Genomic DNA, 17734 nt, shown 5'->3' with positions numbered 1-17734 from the left:
AGTTAATCCGATGGGTAAAAAATTCCAGTTAACAGCGATCGCTTTAACCCTGACTATAGCCAGCTTAACAGCTTGTAGTGGTCCCTCGGTCAAGGAAGAGGAAGCAAAGACACCCTTACAGGTGACAGTGAGTATCGTACCGCAGGAATATTTTGTCAAACGTATCGGCGGTGATAGAGTCAGTGTTAATGCCATGATTCAACCCGGGACAGATCCCCACACCTATGAACCAAAACCCGAACAATTAAAAACCACAGCCCGATCGCAAGCCTATTTTAAAATTGGTGTATCCTTAGAAGATGCCTGGAAAGATCGCTTAAAGAGTGTTAACCAACAGATGTTAATCGTCGATACCAGTCAAGGGGTAGATAAAATCCCTTTGACAGCAGAACATAATCACGATCATGATCATGATCACGATCACGCTAAGGAAAAAAAACATCAAGCTGGAAAAAACACCCTAGATCCCCATATTTGGTTATCACCAAAACGAGTCAAAGCACAAGCAAAGACTATTTATCAAACCCTAGCACAACTCGATCCGGGTCAGGAAGCTATCTATCGGGCTAACTTTCAGAAATTCAGTCAGGAATTAGACGCATTAGATCAAGAAATTCGGCAAAACTTGGCAGGGATTAAAAACAAAAAATTTATGGTATTTCATCCCGAATGGGGCTATTTTGCCCAAGATTACGGTTTAGAGATGATTGCGATCGAAATCGACGGTAATGAACCCAGTGCTGCCCAGTTAGGTCAACTAATCAAACAGGCAAAAAAAGAGAATATTAAAGTTATTTTTACTCAACCAGAATTTAGTCAGAAAAGTGCCGAAACTATTGCGAGGGAAATTGGGGGACAGGTAATCCCTATTAGTGCCTTTGCTGAAAATTGGAGTGAAAACCTGCGACAAGTTTCCCAAAAAATGGCCACAGTTTTAAATCAGTAATTGCTTGTATATGTCAACGATCATTACCATTAATAATCTCTGGGCCGGCTACGAACAGGAACCGATCCTCGAAGATATTAATTTAACCATTGAAGAATTAGATTTCCTGGGAATTATCGGCCCGAATGGAGGAGGAAAAACTACCCTCCTTAAGGTTTTACTGGGATTAATTAAACCTTGGCGGGGAGAAGTCAGTATTTTGGGTCAAAGTGTCCAAAAAGGTCGGGAATTAGTCGGTTATGTGCCGCAGTTTGTCGAATGCGATCGCTCATTTCCCATTACTGTGGGTGAGGTGGTGAAAATGGGGAGATTGAGCAGCAAAAAACTCTGGCAAGGCTATAGTAAAAAAGATGAGGTAAGGGTAGATAAAGCTTTAGATAGTGTGGGAATGTTAGCGTTGAAAAAAAGGTCGATTGCTGAACTTTCGGGGGGACAGCGCCAACGGGTTTATATCGCTCGCGCTTTAGCGGTAGAACCCCGTCTCTTGATTTTAGATGAACCCACTGCCAGTGTCGATCCCCAAATGCGTGCTAGTATTTTTTCCCTGTTGCAAGAATTGAATGAGTGGATGACTATTTTAATTATTTCCCATGATCTGGGAACCCTATCTACCTATGTTAAATCGATCGGTTGTCTCAATCGTCGTCTCTATTATCACGGCCAAAAATCTCTTACTGCTGCTATGTTAGAACAAGTGTATTGTTAAAAGGTGTCTCCCTTTCTACTGTCAAAACCCTTGACAAATCCCCGCCCTTGACATACACTTATATATAGAATGGGAATCCGTGCCTGCCTGCGAACCCTCTTTTTTTAGGTTAGATAAGCGTCAAGAAAATAAAAACCTAATACCTGACCAGCGCTAAAGACTTATACGAACAGGACTATCTTGCTTGGATAGAAGAAACGGCCAAACAACTGCGACAAAGACAGACAGATGTATTGGATTGGGGAACCAACAGAGACAAAAATTATTATTATTAGTTGTAAATTTCATTATGACTAGGCTCAATGTAATCGCTGTTATTTTGTTGATTAAACTTTAAAATTGTCATTGCTTGGGATAGGAACGCCAAGGGCGATCGCTTACAATAGGGGGAAAACTTTTAGAAAGCAACCTTTATTACTATTCTTACTCATGCCCACTCTATCAAGCTTCTATGGAATAAAAATCACCATGAACTATAACGATCACAATCCGCCTCATATCCATGCCGAGTATCAAGATTATGAAGCAGTTATAATGATTCACACAGGTGAAGTTTGTGGTCAAATGCCCAAAAGAGGACTAAATCTAATATGGGAGTGGCTTGATCTACACCAATCTGAACTATTGGAGAACTGGGAAAATGCGCGTCAAAGAAAACCTCTTAACAGAATCGATCCCCTTCCCTAAAAAGGAGCTATTTCTTCATGTTATCTGTGTGGAATATCTGGATAAGTATCAATTAAAGCTAACCTTTAATAATGGAATAGAAGGGATTGTAGATTTAGAACAAGAATTGTATGGGGAAATCTTTGAACCCTTAAAAGATAAAAGTTTATTTCAAAAAGTATATGTAAATAGTCGGACAATAGAATGGCCAAACGGAGCAGACTTTGCCCCTGAATTTTTATTTGAAATTGCTCTCGACAAGCAACCAGTTAGTATGGTCGGTGATCCTGTAGGGTACGCTAATGAAATGTAACGTACCAAATTGTTTTTTTAACAATAATTATCTGATTTGCGATTATTTTGGACTTTAGTGCGATCAGGTTTTCTTCTCATGGTGTGATCGCTTTTTGATCAGGAGGCGCGATCGCTAATTGCCCTCTTGACTTAAAAGATAGTTACTTAACGCGCTTTTTTGCTTTTAATCATAAGGAAAATAATTGGGTGCAGACGATTCCTGAAACGGGTTGGAACACGATTCTTCGACTTTATGGCCCGCTCGATCCTTGGTTTGATAAGACTTGGCGACCAGGGGAAATTGAGTTAAAGTAATCCTATTGAGAATCTGGCTAGATCGCCGATCTGTTGCTTGGATTGAGGTGATAAAGTTCGGCGATCAAACTTTGTCAGAGAAAGTGGGCGCGGTAACTTGACAATTAGCCAAAAACTTAGTTATCATGTCTCTACAATATCAGTGATCGCATTTTTAGGTGTATACTCCCTCATTCTCCTACCCTAACATTTTCGATAAAGCTGCCGCTTATTGCGAGAAATTACACCCAAAGAGACTAAAATTTTAATTAAATTATTAGGCAGATTGTAAATCCCATGAATACAAGAGAAGCTATTAAGGATATTGTTGTGCCATTGTTATCGGCATTTACAGCGATAATAGTAGGAATATTAACTTACAATGTATCTGACCAAAATGCTAAGACAGAAGCTAAGTTTAAGGATACAGAAGCAAGGTTTAGGGAAATAGAAAGTAAGATATCAGAATCAAAAGAACAGAGAGAAGAAAGAGAAAGTACGCAAAATTTTAACTTTAAAATCTATGATCTTGTTCTTAAGTCCGTTGAAGAAAAAAATGCACAAAAACAAGAAGTTGCAAAAACCTTTATAGTAGTAATGGTAGACGACCCATTAAGAAGTTCTCTGTTAAAAGTACTAGAAAAAAGGGGTGAACCACAAGTTCGTCAAGATGTCGAAAAAACATTAAATGCAGAAAAAAACAGTAGCTATACCGAAGGTACAAAACCGACAGTTTCTGGGAGCAAACAGCGGTCAGATAAATGGGGAAAATGGGATATTGATGTTTTTTGGTGCTCATCTTCTTTAGATAAGATAACGGAATTGCAAGCCAATAAAATAGCAAAACAAATACTATTAGAAGGCGCAGAGGGTAAAATTAGGGTTAGAGAATTACCCGATTCAATTAATGCTAAATCTGGGTATAGAGTTAATGGTTATGTCATTCGGAGAAATGATATTAAAAGGGAAAGAGACATAGCAGACGATTTAAAAAAATTAGGTGATTCAACACTGGGCCAAGATATTTTTACTTTGCAAACTACATTACAAGATACTCCTGGGTATGTAAGTGTATTTGTATGTCCTGGCAGGTAATTTAACGTTATGTACCGTAATTATCTGATTTTTGAGATGTTTATTAATGTGATCGCTGTCATCTTGTTGATTAAACTTTAAAAATGCGATTATTTTGGCTTTTGAGTGCGATCACTGTTTATCTTTTTTATTCAAGGGTAAGGGGCGGTCTATTTGGCGTTTGAAAGTGCGAGCGCTGTCATCTTGTGGATTAAACTTTAAAATTGCCATTGCTTGGGATAGGAACGTAAAGGGCGATCATTTTTTGTGATGATGAGTGCGATCGCTTTTTGATGAGGAGGAGAGGCGATCGTTTTTTTGGGATGAGAAGGGGCGATCGCCTGCCCTGAGATTAATCTCTCAACAAAGCTCGAAAACCAGCTTGCTGAAAATGAATATCCGTTGTTAATGCTTCCGTTATTCTACGCTCTTCCATTACAATAAAAGAAATACAGTCAACAATTCCCCAATTTTTATCGTTTCTTTGACAATATAGTTGAAAAGCTTTTTGATAAAGAATTTCCGATAAGGGAATAACTGTCACTGTTCTGTCCTTTTCTAATGAGGACAATAATTTAATTGACTTAGAGCGATATTTTTGTTTAGATAAAGCATTGCCAATCTCTAAAATAATGGCTCTGGTTGTAACTAAAGGTGTTTTTGAAGCTTTTAATTGTTGGGCAATGGCAAGTGCTTTATGATGATAATCGTCCGTAGATGAAGATAAAGCGATCGCATAACTTGTATCGAGAAATTTCTCAGGGTTCATGCTCTTTTTCTTCACCATATAAATATTTATCTAGATTTTCTGACCAATCAGAGGGTCCGTCTAGTTGTAATGATTCTGCTGTCTCTAAAAAAGAAGTGAGTTCATTATTTTCATCCGATAAGTTATCAACAATAATGCGGACACGAGTATTAGCCTTCAATGTAACGGGTTGCTCTGGATGAAAGACCTTTCCGTCAAATAATGCGTTAATAGAATTAAGCATGATCTGTTGGTGAAATGATTTTTACTTGAAATATCTATATTATAAATGTAACACACCAAATTGATTGTTATTCGCTGTCATCTTGTTGGTTAAACTTTAAAGCTGCCGCTTGGGATAGGAAGGCAAAGGGCGATCGCTTTTTGATGAGGAGGAGGGGCGATCACATATCGTATTTTTCTATTATCATAGTAAAATCAGGCAAATATTTTGAAAATAACATGAAAATTAAAGCTCTAATCTGGCAAGAAGATGGTATTTGGTGCGGTTCCGTACCGGCATTGCCAGGCTGTCATACCTGGGGAGAAAGCTACGAACAATTATTAGAAATGTTGCAAGATGCAGTTCAAGGATGGCTTGAAGTTGCAAGTCAAGAAACAGAAATTGAAGCAGAAAAAGAGCTAGTCGAATTATCATTATGAAATCTATTTCTGGCCAAGCCCTTTGTAAAATTATCGAACGTTATGGTTAGCAGTTAAAACGCATTAGTAGTAGTCATCATATTTATACAAAACAGGGAATGAAAGTTATTTTATCCGTTCCTGTTCATGGCAATAAAGATTTACCAATTGGTACTCTTAAGAGTATTTTGAAAGATGCTGATCTGACCGAAGATGACTTGAGATAACGGTGATCGCTGTTTTCTTGTTGATTAAATCTTAAAAACGCGATCAGGTTTTCTTTTGAAATCTAGGGTAAAGCTGTTAAAACAAAACGGATAGACGTTGCCACTACCGCCGTAAACAAAATCCCAATCAAAGCCCAAACCTGATTGCCCTGATTGCTTTCTACCTTTTCTATCTGTAATTCCATTTTATCGAATCGCTTATCCATTGAATCCAATCGTTTCTCTACATTATCAACTTTGGTTTCTACAGTAGCCAATCGAATCTGTACTTGATTCACATCTTTAGAAATTGTATCTAGCTTCTGATTCATTTCTGCTAGAACTTCGCGCAAATCCGTTTCGATGATAGTCGGTGTTGGCATAACTCATCTTGTTAATCAGGCTGACACACTCATTTTAATCTATTTTTTTGCTGAGAGAACGGCCTCTTCTCAAAATATAGCAATTCTCATTTTAAGGTTTCATGACATTAAAACCCTTGCACCTAGAGGGGTTAATAATTCTTAACGAATCTCTAGATCGCTGAAACAACGCAAAATCGTTTCAAAATGAGAATAGCTGGTACGAATTGCGGTGCAGACAATACCTTACTCAAAAAACCCTGCGCTACTATTAGAACTAGAGGCGATCATTTTAAGGGCAACTGAGCCACCGTATAATGTTCAAATTCATACTGGAGTCCTAACCCATGCAAGTGAAACTTTCGGAGCAAATCTCGTCTGCGGATGCGGAAAATATTTTAAAGTGCTTACCAGACTGGATTCAGGATGCCCTGATTGCTCGCGCTACTGAAATTGATTATCCCGTTGAAGCAATCCTTGAGATGGCGATCGCCAGTTTTCTAGACACAGAGGCATTAAGTTTTGCCGACTGTAAGCCAGGGCGAGGTCAATAAGTGCGATCGCTCTTGTAGTAACGCACTAAATTGATTGTTATTCACCGTAATTATCTGATTTTTTGGATTTTTATTAATGCGATCGCCGAGCTTGTAGCTGATCTTGTAGTGCGATCATTTTTTGATGATGAGGAGAGGCGATCATTTTTGGGGAGGAGGAGGGGCGATTTTGAGGAGGAGGGGCGATTTTGAGGAGGAGGGGCGATCGCTCTCTAATCAGTATAAGTTGATATAATTATCGTATGTTTATCTGGTCGTCAAAATGTTGCTAAAAATCGTACAAATCGGTAATTCTCAAGCAATTACAATTCCTCAAGCAATCATGGAACAGTGTGAACTTCTGGACGAAGTTGAGGCGATAGTTGATGGAAAAAGAATTATTCTGAGTGCTAAAAAGAAGGTGAGGGAAGGCTGGGCTGAGTTATTTGATGATGCTCCTATTGAAGCCGAGTTACAGGATTGGTTAGGGGTGGAAAACGAGTTTGAGCGGCAAAATCAATGGTAGAAAGATTTAGCATCCTGTTGGTGGCACTCGATCCAACTAGGGGGTCTGAACTGCAAAAAACTCGACCTTGTGTTGTTGTTTCTCCTAGTGAAATTAATGCTCGATTAAGAACAGTCGTTATTGCACCAATCACCAGTACTGTCAAAAATTACCCAACAAGAATCCCCATTGATCAAGAAAATGTGCGCGGCAGTATTGCTTTAGACCAAATTAGGGCGATTGACAAAACCCGAATTGTTGCCACAATTGGCAGTCTTGACGAACGGGTAGCAATGGTAGTGGCTGATCGATTGGTTGAATTTTTTCACTACTGATTGTCACCGAATTTGTTCGGTTTTAGTATCGCTTTTTTATAAAACAGGGAGAGGTGATCGCTTTTTAGAGTAAGGGTGAAGGGGCGATCGCTTTTGGGAGGAGCAATTTTTTGGGAATGGCTATCGCTGTTGGGTGATGAGGAGAGGCGATCGTTTTTGGGTGATGTGGGAATGGCGATCACTTTTGGGTGATGGGGGAATGGCGATCGCCTGCCCTGAGATTAATCTCTCAACAAAGCTCGAAAACCAGCTTGCTGAAAATGAATATCCGTTGTTAATGCTTCCGTTATTCTACGCTCTTCCATTACAATAAAAGAAATACAGTCAACAATTCCCCAATTTTTATCGTTTCTTTGACAATATAGATGATAATCGTCCGTAGATGAAGATAAAGCGATCGCATAACTTGTATCGAGAAATTTCTCAGGGTTCATGCTCTTTTTCTTCGCCATATAAAATATGGCTCTTCGGGACTTGGTATCGTTCGATAGGGGGGCATAAATCGACTCAATCCTTATCTGGCAAGAGATTTAATTGATTAGTTCGCTCCAGATCGCCAACAATTGACAAAAATTGCGGCAATGTCTGTCTCTATAAAGGTTTCATTCCTTATAACCCCGTCCATTGCATAAGACAAACCGAAGAACCCGAAATCCTCGTGAACTTTATTTTAAGTCACCATGCCGAAGAAAAAATTATTCAACGCCAAATCTCTTTAAAAATATTGCAGGACATCCTCAATAATCCTGAGCAAATTTTAGAAGAAGATGGACTCAAAGTTTATCAAGGTACGTTTGTCACCATTAACAATAAAACTTATCTTCTGAGAATTTACATTAATGACTTAGTTGAGCCTCAAAAAATTGTTACACTATATGTTACCAGTAAACTTAGAAAATATAGGCAGCTATCAAATGAAAGCTAAATATGATGCTGAAGTTGACGTTTTAACAATTACCTGGCATGACACACCCGTAGAAGAAAGTGAGGCAATCAGTCCGGGGGTTATTCTTGACTATGATCAAGCAGGTAATGTAATCGGGATTGAAATTCTTAATGCTTCTCAAAAAATCGAGAATTTTTCTCCGAATGTGCAGGTAGCTATTTCTTCTCGATAAAGGTGATCGCTGATCCTGTAGTGTGATCGCTGATCTGTAGGTTGGGTTGAGGTGACGAAACCCAACATTGCCTTTATTTCTTACCTTAATTTTTTGGGTTTCACTTCGTTCAAACCAACCTACATTTTATTCCATATCGATATTAGTGACGAAACCCAACATTGCCTTTATTTCTTACCTTAATTTTTTGGGTTTCACTTCTACATTTTATTCCATACCAATATCACTATCAAAGATCAGCTTTTCTGAAGCTCCCCACATCTGATCATAAATTCCTTCTTCAACCTAACGGTGAAAACTGGAATATTGCCAATCTTTCGGAGCGTTTACTAATCCATGATGCACAGGATTATAATGGATGTATTCGAGATGATTAACAAAATCTCGATCGCCGTAGGCGCGCCCTTGGCGACCATCTCGAACTTGATGCTCCCAAAAGGGACGTTGCCAAATAGCCTTTTCTCCTTTATGTATGTTGTCGAGATGTTGAAATTTTACCGTGATATTGAAAATGACATTGACGGCTAAAATAACTTTTAATTAATCGCCAACCAGTTGAAAAATCTGCATCCGTTTCAGGCAATGTCCAAAGAGCATGAATGGGAACTGGTAAAATGACAATAGCATCAATCTTAAAATGATGTTGTCGCATAACATATTTAAAATCATTTCGTAGTCAATCCACATTTTCAGGTTCACACAAAATTCTGTGACGATTGTATGTCACAACTGTAAAAAAATAAGTGGCTCTAGGTGTTTTTGCTCTACGGTAGGCTCTCCCCGGTTTGGTGGGTAAAATGTATTCTAAGATACAGTCTTGCGGGCGAGGGAGTGGAATGAACCACTCCAGACACAGAGGACACAAAGATTGATCGCTAATGTATAAGTTAAACTTATCACACAAAGTCGAGAAGAGCCTACGGTATTGCATCAAGTTAGGATAACATTTATTGGATTGGTGTTTACGCAACTGGCGTTGGGTTTCGTGCCTCAATCCAACCTACCAAACTACCGATAGGGAATATCTGGGAAAAAAGTCTTTCCCGAAACTAAGATCAATATTCTTTAACACTCGAAAGTCAGGAACTTGAACCCGTAGTAACCGCATTGTTAAAACTCCTGTAATCCTATCCTCTTGCTCATCTGCTTATTGTAGCCCACAGGCAAAGGTGAAACAATCTCTTATCCTACCGGCCAAATTCTGGCAGATTTTCTCAAAAAAACCCTTGACAAATCCCCGCACTTGACAGATACTTATGTATATAATGAGAATCCGTGCCTTCCTACAGACCCTCTTTTTTCAGGTTAGATAAGCGTCAAGAAAATAAAAATCTAATACCTGACCAGCGCTAAAGAGGATAGGTTATGACAACTAAAGACTTATACGAACAAGACTATCCTGCTTGGTTAGAAGAAACGGCCAAACAACTGCGACAAAGACAGACAGATGTATTAGATTGGGAACATCTCGGAGAAGAAATCGAAGCATTGGGGAACGAACAGAGACATAAAGTAGATAGTTATCTCCTAAAATTACTCATTCATCTGCTTCTCTACCAATACTGGCCGGAGGAACGAGAAAGATGTGCGCGGGGATGGCAGGACGAAATCGGTAACTTTCGGGTGGAATTAGAACTTTTATTGGAGTCGAAAACCCTTTATAACTATTTTTTAACCAGAATCGCCGTTATTTACCCCAAAGCAGTGAAGCGAGTCCGACAAAAAAGCCAATTACTGGCCGCTATCTTTGCCGAAAGCTGTCCCTATAGTCCCGAACAAATCCTCGATTCCGATTTTTTCCCCTGAAATGCCGGCAGATTTCCTCAAAAAACCCTTGACAAATCCCCGCCCTTGACAGATACTTATATATAGAATGGGAATCCGTGCCTGCCTGCGAACCCTCTTTTTTTAGGTCAAATAATGCGATTAAATTTATTTCTGCTCCCTGGGGTTGAACTCTAGCTTCAGCAGTTTTAGGAGATGGGAAATATGGCAGCTTGGATTATCACTATTGTGAGCATAAAATCTTCCTGTTTGTAGCCCACATTCCGCACCCTCAACTGTCCCATAAGCTGTCCCCCTCCAGAGACTTGAGTAAAAATAGTTAGCTGGTGAAGGTTTTCTCGGTGGCTGCTAGGGGGAGTATGGAGACCCCTAATTATGAAAAAATAGGAATTGTTGGAAAACTTAGGCGAGTGAACTGTTCGACCATGAATCAATCAACAGAAATTGAAGTCAAAAATCTAGACCATCTGGGATTAGTAGCCGGAATTATCGATGAAATAGGAATTGTGGAAGGAACCACAAAGGACACAAAGATTGATAGATCCTATGTAAGTTAAACTGATCACACAGAACCTAGAAGAGCCTGAAATTTTTGGCTGAGTTGGCGGCAGCTTGCCGCCAACTCACTCCTCTAGATAAGTATTTTGACTCACGCTCCTTCCTCTTTTAAGACGTTGTCACACTTAGGGTGCGGAATGTGGATTTATTTTTGCACAAATTCCCGAATGATCGATTGGAAACTTGGATATTAATTTAGCAAAACGACTTGACTCAGATGTATATATATGTTTGCACAAATTCCCGAACGCTCGATGCACTATTTGCGATGGGTTCTGACCATCGCTTGGTTAATTCTGATATTTTCTCTATTTTTTGACCCGATTTCGGCAAAATTAACCGATCCTAACAATCTTTCTAGTCCCCTGAGAGTGGATCCCGATCTGTGCATTAAAGTCCAGGGGGTTTGCCTACCCCAATCCTCCTATCAGTTAGGTGCGCCGATTTTTTGGGGAATAGTGGTTCCTAGTGGTGTTTTTATCTTATTAGTATTCGGTCACGAACTCTGGCGGCGTATCTGTCCTTTATCCTTTCTTTCTCAAATACCGCGTGCTTTGGGTAAACAGCGTCAGAAAAAACAGACCGATAAATCGGGAAAAGTCCGCTCTGAAATCTATAAAGTGCCGAAAAACTCTTGGTTAGCTCGGAATTATCTCTATCTACAATTAAGTCTGTTATTTTTGGGTTTATGCGGACGGATTCTTTTTTATAATTCCGATCGCTTAGTCTTGGGTAGCTTTTTAATCTTTACTATTCTAGCGGCGATCTTTGTGGGTTACTGGTATGGGGGCAAATCTTGGTGTAACTATTTCTGTCCCATGAGTCCAGTTGAAAGGATTTATGGTGAACCGAGGGGTTTGCTGAATAGTACCGCTCACGAAGACAGTCGCAGTGGGATTACTCAATCTATGTGTCGTATTGTCCGAGAAGATGGTAGCGAACAAAGTGCCTGTGTTGCCTGTCAAAGTCCCTGTATCGATATCGATGCGGAAAGATCCTATTGGGATGGGATTAATAACAGCGATCGCCAATGGCTTTATTACGGTTATTTTGGCTTAGTTTTTGGCTATTTTATCTATTATTATCTCTATGCTGGCAATTGGGACTATTATTTCTCTGGAGCTTGGGCGCACGACGAAAATCAGCTAGAATCCCTCTTTAAACCGGGTTTTTATCTTGCGGGTAATCAGATTCCGATTCCGAAGCTGGTAGCTGTTCCCTTAACTTTGGCAATCTGCACTTTTTTGGGTTATTTTCTCGGTAAAAAAGTTGAAAATGCCTATAAAGTCTATAGAATCCGTAAAAAGTCGCCCTTACCGACCGAAATTATCCGTCATCGAGTCTTTACTTTCGGAACTTTTCTGATTTTCAATTTCTTCTTTATTTTCGGTGGTCGTCCTTTTATTAATCTTTTGCCAAAATTTTGGCATTATTTCGCTAGTATTTTAGCGGCTGTTTTGAGTAGTTTATGGTTATATCGCACTTGGATAAGGGATCCGAGTCGTTACCAACGGGAAGGACTCGCAGGAAAATTGCGTAAACAGTTGCGTAAACTGAATCTCGATACGGCTAAATATCTCGATCGGCGATCGCTGGAAACTTTGGACGCAGATGAGGTGTATGTGTTGGCCAAGATACTGCCGGATTTCACGCACCAGAAGTGTTTAAAAGCCTATAAAGCCGTGTTAAAAGAGGCTTTGGAGGAGGGATATAGTGACTTCGGCCACAGCCTCGAAATCCTGCAACAAATGCGCTTAGAGTTGACGATTACTGAGGCAGAACATCAGGCGATTTTAACAGAGTTGGGTGTGGAATCGGCCGAACTTCTCGATCCAGAAAAGCAGTATAGTCGCGAGGATTGGTTACGTTTGCAGAGTTATCGCGATGCTTTGTTAGAAAGTTTGTTGGTGACATGGAAAAAAGACCCCGATCGCCAGGTGGGTTCGGAATTGCTGGAAGTGTTAACCGGTAAGAGTTCTAGGGAAGTGATCGAGCATTTATTGACGGAATTGCCAGTCGCAGGAAAGGAAACTGTCGAGTCTTTGCGTCGCCAGTACAGAGTTACTGGTCAGGAGGAGGAAACGATTCTCCATCGTCCTCCGGCCGATCAATTATGGCAAAATATCGCCCGCGCTTTTCAGGTTTTCGATCGTCTATCTTTTAGTAGTGACAGCGATCGTGAGCAACAGGAGAGGATTTTATTGGAAAGATTCCGTCTATTTGATAGTGATGGTTCGGGACAAATTAGCCTTGAGGAGTTAAAAGCTTGTCTTCAGGCGATCGAACCGGGGGTGACAGACAAGGAAATCGAAGCTATGTTACAGCAGGCCGATACTGGTCGCGATAATCAGATTAGTTTTCAGGAATTTCGCGATCTACTGCACCAATTCCACAAATAAACTGTCTGCAACTATTGCGTCGGTCATGAATTCCAAGACATTAGCGCAAGTCCCTAACATCTCGAACAGCAATTCTCATTTTGAAAGGATTTTGCGTTGTTTCAGCGATCTAGAGATTCGTTAAGAATTATTAACCCCTCTAGGTGCAAGGGTTTTAATGTCATGAAACCTTAAAATGAGAATTGCTGATAATATGCCATCTGGCTGGTCTGATTCTTCTACAGAGCGATTTTCTGGCTGGGATATTATTCCCACGCAAGTCCCTTATTGGTTGGCCAAGATCTGGTCATCGATCGCCAAGTCTATTTCTTGCCGATCGCGACCGGAAGCGAGATAATCATTCTGGAAGGAGTCTGTTAAACCACTGACGAGATCATATTCAGGCTGCCAGTTTAACTCCCGGGTAGCCTTATTAATATCAGCGTAGAAATGTTGAACCCGCAGGGGGAAAGGTTTCTTTTTGCCGAAGTCAAATTTTTTGGGGTTATAGTTAACAATCTCGATTTCCTCGGCATTTTTCCCCATGGCTGCCGCGCAAGCTTTTGCTAAACCGTTAAAAGTTACATAGCGATCGCCGGAAATATTATACACTTGACCGATAGCCTGAGAATTACCCAATACTGCGGCCATGGCTTGGGCCAGATCGGCAACGTGACCAAATTGGGTAAAATGTTCCCCATGACCAGGTATAGGAATAGGACGATTACGAACCAAACGGTCAAAAAACCAAGCTTCTAGGTCATTATAGTTGCGCGGTCCGTAGATATAGACTGGACGGATGGAAGTCCAGGGTAAACCCATCTCGCTTAAATAGTTTTCTGTCTCGTGTTTTCCCTTGTGGCGACTTTTGGGATCTAGTGTATCCCCTTCTTTATGGGGCATTTGGTCGGATTTTAGATAAACCCCCGCCGAGCTAACATAGACAAAATGCCCAATTCTGTCTCTAAATATCTCGACGAGGGGCTGAGTATCACTTAATTCTCTGCCATTATTGTCGAAAATTGCCTCAAAACTCTCATTTTTAAGCTTTTCTTTCAGTTGCCCTGGGTCAGTGCGATCGCCATGAATCTGTCGTACTCCAGCAACCGGGGCGGGTTTATTGCCACGATTGAATAATACTACCTCATGACCCTGTTCTACTAACACTTTAGTCAGGGAAACGCCGATAAATCGGGTTCCACCCATAATTAAAATTTTCATAAGATGATGGCATAGATATCAAGGTTATATTATCCCTCGATCGGTGCAGTTTGTGGCTTGTTAGTTGTTGGGTTTTCGGGGCTATAATACTAAATCGGTTGAGGAGAGGCACTGTTGCGATAGGGACAATAGTTAATCAGTCTTTAATAACCGGATTTAGTCTGAATTGGCCAAGTTTCGCTAAAATGAAGGCAATTAGTCAACAGAGGAGGTCAAAATTATGACTTTAGCCAAGGTAAAAAATCTCTATGATCAAGATTTTGCTTTGTGGATAGAGAAAACGGTTAAGCAATTAAAATCTGGGGATTTATCTCAGGTTGATTTGGAGAATTTGATTGAGGAGGTGGAGTCTTTGGGAAGACGAGATAAAAGGGAACTTAAAAACCGTTTAATTACATTATTTGAACACGGTTTAAAACGGCGTTATCTTCCTTTGTCTGACTGTTATCGAGGTTGGGAAGTAACAATTAAACGCTGTCAATCGAAGTTAAAATATATCCTTAAAGATTCCCCTAGTTTATGCAGTTTTTTAACCGATATTTGTGATTATTGTTATCAGGAAGCGGTGGAGAATATGCGAATTAAATATGATGCTATTTTTCCCGATATTTCTCCTTTTTCTAAGGATATTGATAGTTTATTAAACCATAGGTTTTGAGAAAGTTAAACTCTGATGCTAAATCCGTTAAGCGCAATAAATAATCAGTCTTTAATAACCAGATTTAGTGTGATTTTCAAGAAATGAATTTAAGTTTAACAGGGGAAAAATTATGACTTTAGCCAAGGTAAAAAATCTGTATGATCAAGATTTTGCTTTGTGGATAGAGAAGACGGTTAAGCAATTAAAATCTGGGGATTTATCTCAGGTTGATTTGGAGAATTTGATTGAGGAGGTGGAATCTTTGGGGAAAAGTCAACGCAAAGCGGTCGATAATTTTTTAACTCGTTTATTAGAACATTTATTAAAACGTTGTTATGTGGTTCTTCCCGATTGTTATCGAGGGTGGGAAATTGAAATTAGAAATTTTCGCAAGGAGTTGAAGAAGGAATTTAAGTATTCTCCTAGTTTGAAAAGGTTTATGATAGAGATTTTAGAAGAATGTTATCGAGAAGCTTTAGAAGCGATGAAAGAGGATTATCCAGACTCTAATTTTCCCGATGTTTGTCCCTTTGCTGAGGATATTGATGGCTTATTAAATAATAAGTTTTGGCAGGATGAAAAATATGCTAACTCCTAATCTTTCGGAGGAATTGCCATCACTTGATTATTATTAACCACAACCAATTTACCGCCCAATTTTTCGATATTTTCCTTAGCTAACCTGCGGGTTTCTTCGTCTTGGCTACTTATCCAGACTAACATCCAAGCACCGACTCTAGGGGCGCGACTATCGGGATTAGTTTCTAAAAATTTTACTGTTCCCCTAGCGGATTTTTCGATAAATTCATTACCAGCAATTTTCGCCCAATCGGCGGCCATTTGATTAGATTTTTTTGCCGCAGTAATATCACCTAAAAATAATAGTTCATCCACTCCTTTATATAACCAAAGAAAATAGGCATCGGTGACATCAGGAGTGATTTTTGATAAACCTTTATTCATAATCTCAACGGTTCTTTCCGGTTTGCCAGCATTGACAGAAGAAGCCACGGACATCATCAAATAGGCGCGGACAAATTTTGGGTCATTTTTGGTGACAATCTCCATAAAATCGGGACTTAAACCGTAGCCAGTTTCCCTACGAGCATCCCCATCGCCATAATATTGAATAAACTGTAACATTGCCCAATTGGCTAACATATTATCAAAGCCAAAAGCTGGCATATTTTTCAATAACTCAACCTGAGCATTTTCTAGGCGAGATTCTTGACTATAATTTCTCTCTAATAATTTTTCTTTGGTCAAGGTTTTCACCTTTTCCTGTTGCATTTCCACCATAGCCATGATTAGTCCACCGATAACGGCGACTAAACCCAGAGTTTTAAGTAAGGATAGATTGAGAGATGTTTTTGCGCCTAGCATAAGTAAGTAGTCGTGCAAAATAAATTTCCTAGTGAAGAAAGGCAAAAGGCAAAAGGCAAAAGGCAAAAGGCAAGAGGTGGTTAGATGTGTGTAATTAATTTTGCTTAGGTACTTAGCTGGTTATGATTAAATTAAAAATGGATTTTAGGGCTCTCCCAGCTTTGGTGGGTAAAATGTATTCTAAGATACATTTCTCCTAGCGAGGGGGTGGAACGAACCACAAAGACACAAAGGACACAAAGATCGATCGATCCTATGTCAATTAAACTTATCACACAGAACCTAGAAGAGCCATTTTAGGTTCGATCCCCCTTTGATCCCCCCTTAGTCCCCCCTTGATAAGGCTATCCATTAGTCACATCTTTCTTAACATAAAATTTGACAAAAAGAGAAAAGTGTGCAAGATGGCTCAAGGGGGTTCTATGGGGGGACTAATTTGATGAGATAGTTTCCAAGTCTGGCTGATATCATGTAACCTTCGCAGTCCCAACCAAATAGTTTTAACACCTGGTTCACCGTCACCTTTTCTACCTAAAAACCCCCCAAGAGAAGCAATCATTCTGACCGCTTCTCGAAAGGAGGGCGGCTTTTCAGGTGGCGGACTCTTTTTATGAATAGTGGCACACAAAGATTGCCATTCATGTTCTTCCAAAAAACTTTCAGGCTCTTCGGGAATTGTTATGCAAATAATTAACTTAAAATAAAATTCGATGAGAGCAACTACGCTCAAAAGTAGCTGAAATTCATACAGGAAAAGACTTAAGGCACAAATAGGTTAATACCAAAAGATAGACAATCGAGTTAAGATTTGATATAATAGCCAAAAACGAGATTATTTTACTTATGATACTTGACAAATTTTTGAACCTAAAAGGAACGTCTATTCAAGGCTATCTACACCTAGAAAATATCGGTATAGTTTGCCGAATCGAATCGAAAAGTCAAAAAGCAATCTGTCCTCGTTGTGGGTTAGAGAGCGATAAACTCCACCAAAATCATCGACATTTAGTCAAAGATTTACCAATCTCAGGTCAACCAGTGTACCTACAAGTTAATCGTCGTCAATTTAAGTGCGATAATTGTCAGAAACCCTTTAGCGAAGAGTTAGATTTTGTCGCCAAGAAACGAACCTATACGAAAAGACTAGCCGAGAATATACTCGAACAATTAAAAGAAGGAGATATTTTAAATGTTAGCCGAAGAAATGACGTAACGGAAGAAGAGATTCAAAGAATGATAGAGGACATAGCTGAAGAAATTACAGAGACAGACCTATCGAAATTAAAAAGACTAGGAATTGACGAAATCGCTCTAGTCAAAGGACAAAAAAATTACTGTGC

The 17734-nt window shown here is 39.7% G+C and carries 23 protein-coding genes and 6 pseudogenes; 20 read left to right on the top strand and 9 right to left on the bottom strand.

Annotated elements, in window-relative coordinates; translation table 11 throughout:
• Positions 1-10: 10 nt before the first annotated feature.
• From H6G40_RS08225 to H6G40_RS08200, 7 genes and pseudogenes are all read left to right on the top strand, one after another.
• On the top strand, positions 11-946 hold the full coding sequence (locus tag H6G40_RS08225) for a metal ABC transporter solute-binding protein, Zn/Mn family (protein WP_069474030.1): 936 nt from the start codon (positions 11-13) through the stop codon (positions 944-946).
• A gap of 10 nt (positions 947-956) precedes the next feature.
• Positions 957-1652 (top strand): metal ABC transporter ATP-binding protein, encoded by a 696-nt coding sequence (locus tag H6G40_RS08220; protein ID WP_069474031.1) that lies wholly within the window; start codon positions 957-959, stop codon positions 1650-1652.
• A gap of 143 nt (positions 1653-1795) precedes the next feature.
• Positions 1796-1894: pseudogene (locus H6G40_RS23650) on the top strand (DUF29 family protein); the annotation flags it as partial.
• 187 nt (positions 1895-2081) lie between these two features.
• Complete coding sequence (locus H6G40_RS08210; RefSeq protein ID WP_002792623.1) at positions 2082-2339, top strand: DUF4160 domain-containing protein; 258 nt, start codon at positions 2082-2084, stop codon at positions 2337-2339.
• Positions 2293-2631, top strand: a complete 339-nt coding sequence (locus H6G40_RS08205; RefSeq protein ID WP_002737024.1) for a DUF2442 domain-containing protein — start codon at positions 2293-2295, stop codon at positions 2629-2631. The genes H6G40_RS08210 and H6G40_RS08205 overlap by 47 nt, the downstream gene beginning before the upstream one ends.
• A 173-nt stretch (positions 2632-2804) precedes the next feature.
• Positions 2805-2927 (top strand): annotated as a pseudogene (locus H6G40_RS24265) (DUF1214 domain-containing protein); the annotation flags it as partial.
• A gap of 276 nt (positions 2928-3203) precedes the next feature.
• On the top strand, positions 3204-4001 hold the full coding sequence (locus tag H6G40_RS08200) for a hypothetical protein (RefSeq protein ID WP_002735130.1): 798 nt from the start codon (positions 3204-3206) through the stop codon (positions 3999-4001).
• 331 nt (positions 4002-4332) lie between these two features.
• Here the strand turns inward: H6G40_RS08200 and H6G40_RS08195 are convergent, their stop codons facing one another.
• Together H6G40_RS08195 and H6G40_RS08190 are read right to left on the bottom strand one after the other, a co-directional pair.
• Positions 4333-4749 carry a type II toxin-antitoxin system VapC family toxin gene (locus H6G40_RS08195; RefSeq protein WP_002735193.1) on the bottom strand — a complete coding sequence of 139 codons (417 nt, stop codon included), beginning with the start codon at positions 4747-4749 and terminating at the stop codon, positions 4333-4335.
• Complete coding sequence (locus H6G40_RS08190) at positions 4739-4972, bottom strand: hypothetical protein (RefSeq protein WP_002755783.1); 234 nt, start codon at positions 4970-4972, stop codon at positions 4739-4741. Before H6G40_RS08190 ends, H6G40_RS08195 begins: the two co-directional genes overlap by 11 nt.
• Before the next feature lie 218 nt (positions 4973-5190).
• Here H6G40_RS08190 and H6G40_RS08185 point away from each other — a divergent pair, with 218 nt between their 5' ends.
• Both H6G40_RS08185 and H6G40_RS08180 read left to right on the top strand, forming a co-directional pair.
• Positions 5191-5391 (top strand): type II toxin-antitoxin system HicB family antitoxin, encoded by a 201-nt coding sequence (locus tag H6G40_RS08185; RefSeq protein WP_002735173.1) that lies wholly within the window; start codon positions 5191-5193, stop codon positions 5389-5391.
• Positions 5388-5597 (top strand): annotated as a pseudogene (locus tag H6G40_RS08180) (type II toxin-antitoxin system HicA family toxin). Before H6G40_RS08185 ends, H6G40_RS08180 begins: the two are co-directional and overlap by 4 nt.
• Before the next feature lie 62 nt (positions 5598-5659).
• On the opposite strand, the gene H6G40_RS08175 reads toward H6G40_RS08180, so the two are convergent.
• Positions 5660-5959: a hemolysin XhlA family protein gene (locus H6G40_RS08175; protein WP_002755782.1), complete on the bottom strand. Its 300-nt coding sequence runs from the start codon at positions 5957-5959 to the stop codon at positions 5660-5662.
• 326 nt (positions 5960-6285) lie between these two features.
• Between H6G40_RS08175 and H6G40_RS08170 the strand changes: the two genes are divergently transcribed.
• The 3 genes from H6G40_RS08170 to H6G40_RS08160 all read left to right on the top strand — a co-directional run bounded on the left by H6G40_RS08170 (position 6286) and on the right by H6G40_RS08160 (position 7311).
• The gene (locus H6G40_RS08170; protein ID WP_002736760.1) at positions 6286-6492 is read left to right on the top strand and encodes a hypothetical protein; all 207 of its coding nucleotides are present in this window, start codon (positions 6286-6288) and stop codon (positions 6490-6492) included.
• 262 nt (positions 6493-6754) lie between these two features.
• Positions 6755-6997: an AbrB/MazE/SpoVT family DNA-binding domain-containing protein gene (locus tag H6G40_RS08165; RefSeq protein ID WP_002736094.1), complete on the top strand. Its 243-nt coding sequence runs from the start codon at positions 6755-6757 to the stop codon at positions 6995-6997.
• Positions 6991-7311 carry a type II toxin-antitoxin system PemK/MazF family toxin gene (locus H6G40_RS08160; protein ID WP_002735990.1) on the top strand — a complete coding sequence of 107 codons (321 nt, stop codon included), beginning with the start codon at positions 6991-6993 and terminating at the stop codon, positions 7309-7311. The genes H6G40_RS08165 and H6G40_RS08160 overlap by 7 nt, the downstream gene beginning before the upstream one ends.
• Here the strand turns inward: H6G40_RS08160 and H6G40_RS08155 are convergent.
• Entirely contained in the window at positions 7305-7493 is a 189-nt protein-coding gene (locus H6G40_RS08155) for a hypothetical protein (RefSeq protein WP_130756655.1), read from the bottom strand. The two genes, H6G40_RS08160 and H6G40_RS08155, sit on opposite strands and share 7 nt — an antisense overlap.
• Positions 7494-7532: 39 nt before the next feature.
• Positions 7533-7745 (bottom strand): type II toxin-antitoxin system VapC family toxin, encoded by a 213-nt coding sequence (locus tag H6G40_RS08150; RefSeq protein ID WP_002736586.1) that lies wholly within the window; start codon positions 7743-7745, stop codon positions 7533-7535.
• 224 nt (positions 7746-7969) lie between these two features.
• Here H6G40_RS08150 and H6G40_RS08145 point away from each other — a divergent pair, with 224 nt between their 5' ends.
• Together H6G40_RS08145 and H6G40_RS08140 are read left to right on the top strand one after the other, a co-directional pair.
• Entirely contained in the window at positions 7970-8236 is a 267-nt protein-coding gene (locus H6G40_RS08145) for a DUF4258 domain-containing protein (protein ID WP_002736548.1), read from the top strand.
• A complete protein-coding gene (locus H6G40_RS08140; RefSeq protein WP_002755780.1) occupies positions 8187-8429 on the top strand; it encodes a DUF2283 domain-containing protein in 243 nt (80 codons plus the stop codon). Before H6G40_RS08145 ends, H6G40_RS08140 begins: the two co-directional genes overlap by 50 nt.
• Positions 8430-8636: 207 nt before the next feature.
• Here H6G40_RS08140 and H6G40_RS24260 read toward each other — a convergent pair.
• Positions 8637-9228: pseudogene (locus H6G40_RS24260) on the bottom strand (REP-associated tyrosine transposase).
• 566 nt (positions 9229-9794) lie between these two features.
• Between H6G40_RS24260 and H6G40_RS08130 the strand changes: the two are divergent.
• The 3 genes and pseudogenes from H6G40_RS08130 (at position 9795) to H6G40_RS08120 (ending at position 13171) form a co-directional block, all read left to right on the top strand.
• Positions 9795-10235, top strand: a complete 441-nt coding sequence (locus tag H6G40_RS08130; RefSeq protein WP_002736319.1) for a DUF29 domain-containing protein — start codon at positions 9795-9797, stop codon at positions 10233-10235.
• A gap of 404 nt (positions 10236-10639) precedes the next feature.
• Positions 10640-10753, top strand: a pseudogene (locus tag H6G40_RS08125) (DUF4277 domain-containing protein); the annotation flags it as partial.
• Positions 10754-10999: 246 nt separating this feature from the next.
• Positions 11000-13171, top strand: coding sequence for an EF-hand domain-containing protein (locus H6G40_RS08120; RefSeq protein ID WP_069474032.1), 2172 nt, complete (start codon positions 11000-11002; stop codon positions 13169-13171).
• Between the two features lie 264 nt (positions 13172-13435).
• Here H6G40_RS08120 and H6G40_RS08115 read toward each other — a convergent pair whose 3' ends face one another.
• The gene (locus tag H6G40_RS08115; protein ID WP_190537513.1) at positions 13436-14371 is read right to left on the bottom strand and encodes an NAD-dependent epimerase/dehydratase family protein; all 936 of its coding nucleotides are present in this window, start codon (positions 14369-14371) and stop codon (positions 13436-13438) included.
• Between the two features lie 220 nt (positions 14372-14591).
• Between H6G40_RS08115 and H6G40_RS08110 the strand changes: the two genes are divergently transcribed.
• Positions 14592-15029: a DUF29 domain-containing protein gene (locus H6G40_RS08110; RefSeq protein WP_190537511.1), complete on the top strand. Its 438-nt coding sequence runs from the start codon at positions 14592-14594 to the stop codon at positions 15027-15029.
• Positions 15030-15141: 112 nt separating this feature from the next.
• Positions 15142-15609: a DUF29 domain-containing protein gene (locus H6G40_RS08105; RefSeq protein WP_002736517.1), complete on the top strand. Its 468-nt coding sequence runs from the start codon at positions 15142-15144 to the stop codon at positions 15607-15609.
• Here the strand turns inward: H6G40_RS08105 and H6G40_RS08100 are convergent.
• A complete protein-coding gene (locus H6G40_RS08100) occupies positions 15606-16394 on the bottom strand; it encodes a hypothetical protein (RefSeq protein ID WP_002736633.1) in 789 nt (262 codons plus the stop codon). The genes H6G40_RS08105 and H6G40_RS08100 overlap by 4 nt on opposite strands.
• 409 nt (positions 16395-16803) lie before the next feature.
• Positions 16804-17064: pseudogene (locus H6G40_RS08095) on the bottom strand (IS4 family transposase); the annotation flags it as partial.
• A 173-nt stretch (positions 17065-17237) separates the two neighbouring features.
• On the opposite strand from H6G40_RS08095, the gene H6G40_RS08090 reads away from it, so the two are divergent.
• On the top strand, positions 17238-17734 hold a 497-nt coding region (locus H6G40_RS08090; protein WP_190537509.1), incomplete at its 3' end, for a transposase family protein.

The organism is Microcystis viridis FACHB-1342 (assembly GCF_014698335.1).
In the GTDB taxonomy this organism is placed as follows: domain Bacteria; phylum Cyanobacteriota; class Cyanobacteriia; order Cyanobacteriales; family Microcystaceae; genus Microcystis; species Microcystis ichthyoblabe_A.
This window is presented reverse-complemented; position numbering and strand designations above follow the sequence as displayed.

Bases quoted from the DNA above. Each gene is read 5' to 3' on its own strand.
- H6G40_RS08225 (WP_069474030.1), top strand. From the start codon at position 11: ATGGGTAAAAAATTCCAGTTAACAGCGATCGCTTTAACCCTGACTATA.
- H6G40_RS08220 (WP_069474031.1), top strand. From the start codon at position 957: ATGTCAACGATCATTACCATTAATAATCTCTGGGCCGGCTACGAACAG.
- H6G40_RS08210 (WP_002792623.1), top strand. From the start codon at position 2,082: ATGCCCACTCTATCAAGCTTCTATGGAATAAAAATCACCATGAACTAT.
- H6G40_RS08205 (WP_002737024.1), top strand. From the start codon at position 2,293: ATGCGCGTCAAAGAAAACCTCTTAACAGAATCGATCCCCTTCCCTAAA.
- H6G40_RS08200 (WP_002735130.1), top strand. From the start codon at position 3,204: ATGAATACAAGAGAAGCTATTAAGGATATTGTTGTGCCATTGTTATCG.
- H6G40_RS08195 (WP_002735193.1), bottom strand. From the start codon at position 4,749: ATGAACCCTGAGAAATTTCTCGATACAAGTTATGCGATCGCTTTATCT.
- H6G40_RS08190 (WP_002755783.1), bottom strand. From the start codon at position 4,972: ATGCTTAATTCTATTAACGCATTATTTGACGGAAAGGTCTTTCATCCA.
- H6G40_RS08185 (WP_002735173.1), top strand. From the start codon at position 5,191: ATGAAAATTAAAGCTCTAATCTGGCAAGAAGATGGTATTTGGTGCGGT.
- H6G40_RS08175 (WP_002755782.1), bottom strand. From the start codon at position 5,959: ATGCCAACACCGACTATCATCGAAACGGATTTGCGCGAAGTTCTAGCA.
- H6G40_RS08170 (WP_002736760.1), top strand. From the start codon at position 6,286: ATGCAAGTGAAACTTTCGGAGCAAATCTCGTCTGCGGATGCGGAAAAT.
- H6G40_RS08165 (WP_002736094.1), top strand. From the start codon at position 6,755: ATGTTGCTAAAAATCGTACAAATCGGTAATTCTCAAGCAATTACAATT.
- H6G40_RS08160 (WP_002735990.1), top strand. From the start codon at position 6,991: ATGGTAGAAAGATTTAGCATCCTGTTGGTGGCACTCGATCCAACTAGG.
- H6G40_RS08150 (WP_002736586.1), bottom strand. From the start codon at position 7,745: ATGAACCCTGAGAAATTTCTCGATACAAGTTATGCGATCGCTTTATCT.
- H6G40_RS08140 (WP_002755780.1), top strand. From the start codon at position 8,187: ATGTTACCAGTAAACTTAGAAAATATAGGCAGCTATCAAATGAAAGCT.
- H6G40_RS08130 (WP_002736319.1), top strand. From the start codon at position 9,795: ATGACAACTAAAGACTTATACGAACAAGACTATCCTGCTTGGTTAGAA.
- H6G40_RS08120 (WP_069474032.1), top strand. From the start codon at position 11,000: ATGTTTGCACAAATTCCCGAACGCTCGATGCACTATTTGCGATGGGTT.
- H6G40_RS08115 (WP_190537513.1), bottom strand. From the start codon at position 14,371: ATGAAAATTTTAATTATGGGTGGAACCCGATTTATCGGCGTTTCCCTG.
- H6G40_RS08110 (WP_190537511.1), top strand. From the start codon at position 14,592: ATGACTTTAGCCAAGGTAAAAAATCTCTATGATCAAGATTTTGCTTTG.
- H6G40_RS08105 (WP_002736517.1), top strand. From the start codon at position 15,142: ATGACTTTAGCCAAGGTAAAAAATCTGTATGATCAAGATTTTGCTTTG.
- H6G40_RS08100 (WP_002736633.1), bottom strand. From the start codon at position 16,394: ATGCTAGGCGCAAAAACATCTCTCAATCTATCCTTACTTAAAACTCTG.